Origin of the sequence: Streptomyces niveiscabiei, from assembly GCF_001419795.1 — a bacterium.
GTDB classification, from domain to species: Bacteria; Actinomycetota; Actinomycetes; order Streptomycetales; family Streptomycetaceae; genus Streptomyces; species Streptomyces niveiscabiei.
Map to the genome: position 1 here is coordinate 1 of NZ_LIRL01001068.1, position 3,778 is coordinate 3,778.

Below are 3,778 nucleotides of genomic sequence, written 5' to 3' on the forward strand. Positions count from 1 at the left end.
CCGCCAGCTCCACATGTGTATAACAAACCGTCCCCCGCGGCCCCCCCGCCTCCGCGGCCCTCTACGCCCTCCACCACCGCAGCACCGACCTCACCGACCTCCACCCCACCCGCCTCTACCTCCAGGGCCTGCGCCTCAACACCCTCCCCGCGCTGAAACTCTGGACCCCCCTCCTGGCCTGGCTGACGGTGACCGCCTTCACGCTCACCCACTTCGCGGCCACCGGCCTCCCCACCTGGTGGGCCCTGATCGTCGCGGCGACCGCCCTCGCCACCCTCCTCTGGGGCGCCCACGCCCTCGTCCTCACCTCCCTGTTCACGTTCCGCGCCAGGGACACGGCCCGCCTCGCCGCGTACTTCCTCCTGCGCCACGGCAAGGTCACCCTGGGCGCCCTCTCGCTGCTGATCGTGACCGGCGCGATGACGGCCCTGCTCACGGAAGCGCTCCCGGCGCTCCTGTCGGCCCTCCTGCTCCTCTCCCTGCTGCACACCGCCCGCCCGGTGATCGCCGAGACGAAGGAGAACTTCACCGCATGACCGACAAGATCCGGTACGGCGGCGACTACAACCCCGAGCAATGGCCCCGGGAGGTCTGGACGGAGGACCACCGCCTGTTCGACGAGGCCGGCATCGACACGCTGACGGTCGGCGTGTTCATCTGGTCGCTGACCCAACCGGCGGAGGACACCTACGACTTCACGGTCCTGGACGACATCCTGGACCGCGCGGCGGCACACGGCAGAAGCGTCTGCCTGGCGACCGGAACCGCCGCCCTGCCCCCGTGGCTCGCGAAGAAGTACCCGGAGGTCAACCGCACCGACTTCGAGGGCCGCCGCCACCGCTACGGCCAGCGCCACAACTTCTGCCCCAGCTCCCCGGCCTACCGCCGGCTGTCCACGGCGCTGGCGACCCGCCTCGCCGAACGCTACGCCACCCACCCGGCGTTGCTGGCCTGGCACATCAACAACGAGTACGGCGGCGCCTGTTACTGCGACCTGTGCGCGCAGGCGTTCCGGGACTGGCTGAAGGCCCACCACGGCACCCTGGACGCCCTCAACGACGCCTGGTGGACGACCTTCTGGTCCCACCGCTACACGGACTGGGCCGAGATCGAACCCCCGAGCGCGCTCACCGAACACTGGCGGGGCCCCGACCACACCGCGTTCCAGGGCCTCACCCTGGACTACCAGCGGTTCATGACCGACGCCCTCCTCGGCTGCTTCACGGCGGAGAAGGCGGCGATCCGGGAGCACGACCCGGAGACGCCGGTGACGACGAACATGATGGGCACCTACCGCCCCCTGGACTACCACCGCTGGGCCCCGCACCTGGACTTCGCGTCCTGGGACAACTACCCGCCGCAGGACGCCCCGCCGACCCGCCCGGCCCTCGCCCACGACCTGATGCGCGGCCTCAAGGACGGCGCCCCCTTCTGGCTGATGGAGCAGACCCCGTCCACGACGGCATGTCGCGACGTCAACCCCCTGCACCGCCCCGGCGAACTGCGCCTCGCCACCTGGCAGGCGGTCGCGCACGGCGCCGACGCGGCCCTGTACTTCCAGATGCGGGCTTCCCGGGGCGCCTGCGAGAAGTACCACGGCGCGGTCATCGGCCACGCCGGCCGCGCCGACACCCGCACGTTCCGTGAAGTCGCCGCCCTGGGCCGCGAGTTGGCCGACCTCGGCGACCTCACACTCGGCGCCCGCACCCCGGCCCGCACCGCGCTCCTCTTCGACTGGGACAGCTGGTGGGCCCTGGAGCTCTCCGACGGCCCCTCCCGCCTCGTCCGCTACCTCGACGTCGTCCACGCCTACTACCGCGCGGCCCGCGAGGCCGGCGCCGACGTGGACGTCGTCCCCGTCACCGCCGACCTCACCCCCTACGACGTCGTCCTCGCCCCCGCCCTCCACCTCGTCAAGGGCGACCTGGCGGCCCGCCTCGAAGCGGTCGCGGAGCGCGGCGGCACCGTCCTCGCGACGTTCCTGTCCGCCCGCTCCGACGAACACGACCGCGCCTTCCTCACCGACCTCCCCGGACCCCTCGCCTCCCTCCTGGGTATCAGGATCGACGAGTGGGACTCCCGTCCCCCGGAGGTCGTACAACCCGTAGTCCTTCCGGACGGCCCCGCGTCACAGGCCCGGCTGGTCTTCGAGATCGTCCAGCTCAAGGGCGCCCACCCCGTCGCCCCCTACGGCGCGGACTTCTACGCCGGTACACCCGCCGTCACCCGCAACCGCTTCGGCGGCCACGGCGGCGAGGGCTGGTACGTCGCCACGGCCCTCGACCAGCCCGGCGTCGACCACGTCGTGCGCCTCGTCCTCGCCCGCCACGACCTGATCGGCCCCTACGCCGACCACCCCGCCGTCGAGACCGCCACCCGCGTCACCGAGGACGGCACCCCCCTCCTCTTCCTCCTCAACCACGCGGCGGAGACAGCCGAGTTGACCGCTCACACCACGACGACCGACCTCCTCACCGGCAAACGGGTCGAGGCCGGTACCCCCCTCGTCCTCGACCCGCTCGGCGTCGTCGTCCTCAAGGCCGATCAGTAGCCGATCAGTAGACGGCCCGCCCCCGCTCGTCCGCGATCCCCGACTTGCGGAAGAAGTACGTGTTCACCTGATCCCGCCACTCCCGGGCACCGCGCACCTGCTCCTCGAACCGCTCCGCCCCCCGCGCGAACCGCTCCGGCTCCACCACCCCCTTGAGGCCCGCCCACACCCGGCGGGCCTCCTCCGCCTCCTCGACCCCCTCGAAGTGCGTGTCGTAGATGTGCTGGATCACCGTCTTCCCGCTCCTCAGCACATGCCCGTACGGCACATGGTGGAAGAACAGCAGCAGTTCGTCGGGGCAGGACTCCACCGACTCGTACACCGACGCCCACGGCTCCCCGTACTGCCCCGCGTACCCCGTCCCCGTCGCCACGCTCCGGTCCACCCCGACCCCGTCCCGGTCGGCGAAGTGGTACGTCCCCCACGGGCTGTACTCGTACCCGTCGACGCTCGGCCCGTAGTGATGCCCCGGCTGCACCATGAACCCCACCCCGAGCGGCGCCGTGTACTTCTCGTACGTCGCCCAGGACCCGGCGAGAAGCCGCCGCAGCCCGTCGAAGGGGCCCTCGCCGAAGGTCAGCCGGAGCCACTCGTCCAGGATGTCCAGCGGCTCGGCGTCGGGCTGCCACGCCAACCGGCCGAACGTGTACAGGTTCGCCTGCGCGAGCGGGTGCCCCGTCCAGAACGGGTCGTCCCCCACGTTCGACACGGCGACCAGCTCGCCCGCCAACTCCCCGATACACGGCCCCTGTTCACCCCGGGGCCGGAACCGCAGCACCTCGCTCCACATCGGCCCCAGCCAACAGGCGTGCCGCTGCTGCCCGGTGTACTCCTGCGTCGCCTGCACCTCCACCGCGAACCGCGTCCGGGGCAGCGCCCCCAGCACCGGCGACACGGGCTCGCGCGTCTGGAAGTCCATCGGCCCGTGCTTCACCTGGAGCACCGCGTTCGCCGCGAACTGCCCGTCCAGCGGCGCGAAATGGTCGTACGCCGCCCGCGCCCGGTCCGTCGAGCGGTCCCGCCAGTCCTGCCGGTGGTCGTACACGAACGCCCGCCAGTGCACCGTCCCCCCGAACGGCGCGAGCGCGGCGGCCAGCATGTTCGCCCCGTCCGCGTGCGAACGCCCGTACGCGAACGGCCCCGGCTGCCCCTCGGAGTCGGCCTTCACGACGAACCCCCCGAAGTCCGGGACCGCCTCGTACACCCCCCGCACGGCCCCGGCCCACC

2 protein-coding genes and 1 pseudogene are annotated in these 3,778 nt (G+C 72.2%); 2 read left to right on the top strand and 1 reads right to left on the bottom strand.

Annotated elements, in window-relative coordinates; all coding sequences use genetic code 11:
- Positions 1-29: 29 nt before the first annotated feature.
- Together AOK24_RS39855 and AOK24_RS39860 are read left to right on the top strand one after the other, a co-directional pair.
- A pseudogene (locus tag AOK24_RS39855) lies at positions 30-536 on the top strand (YesL family protein); the annotation flags it as partial.
- Entirely contained in the window at positions 533-2,551 is a 2,019-nt protein-coding gene (locus tag AOK24_RS39860; RefSeq protein ID WP_055724801.1) for a beta-galactosidase, read from the top strand. The pseudogene AOK24_RS39855 and the gene AOK24_RS39860, both read left to right, overlap by 4 nt.
- 4 nt (positions 2,552-2,555) lie before the next feature.
- Here the strand turns inward: AOK24_RS39860 and AOK24_RS39865 are convergent.
- On the bottom strand, positions 2,556-3,778 hold a 1,223-nt coding region (locus AOK24_RS39865; protein WP_055724802.1), incomplete at its 5' end, for an alpha-glucuronidase.

Excerpts from the sequence above, each read along its gene's own strand:
- AOK24_RS39860 (WP_055724801.1), top strand. The coding sequence starts at position 533 with ATGACCGACAAGATCCGGTACGGCGGCGACTACAACCCCGAGCAATGG.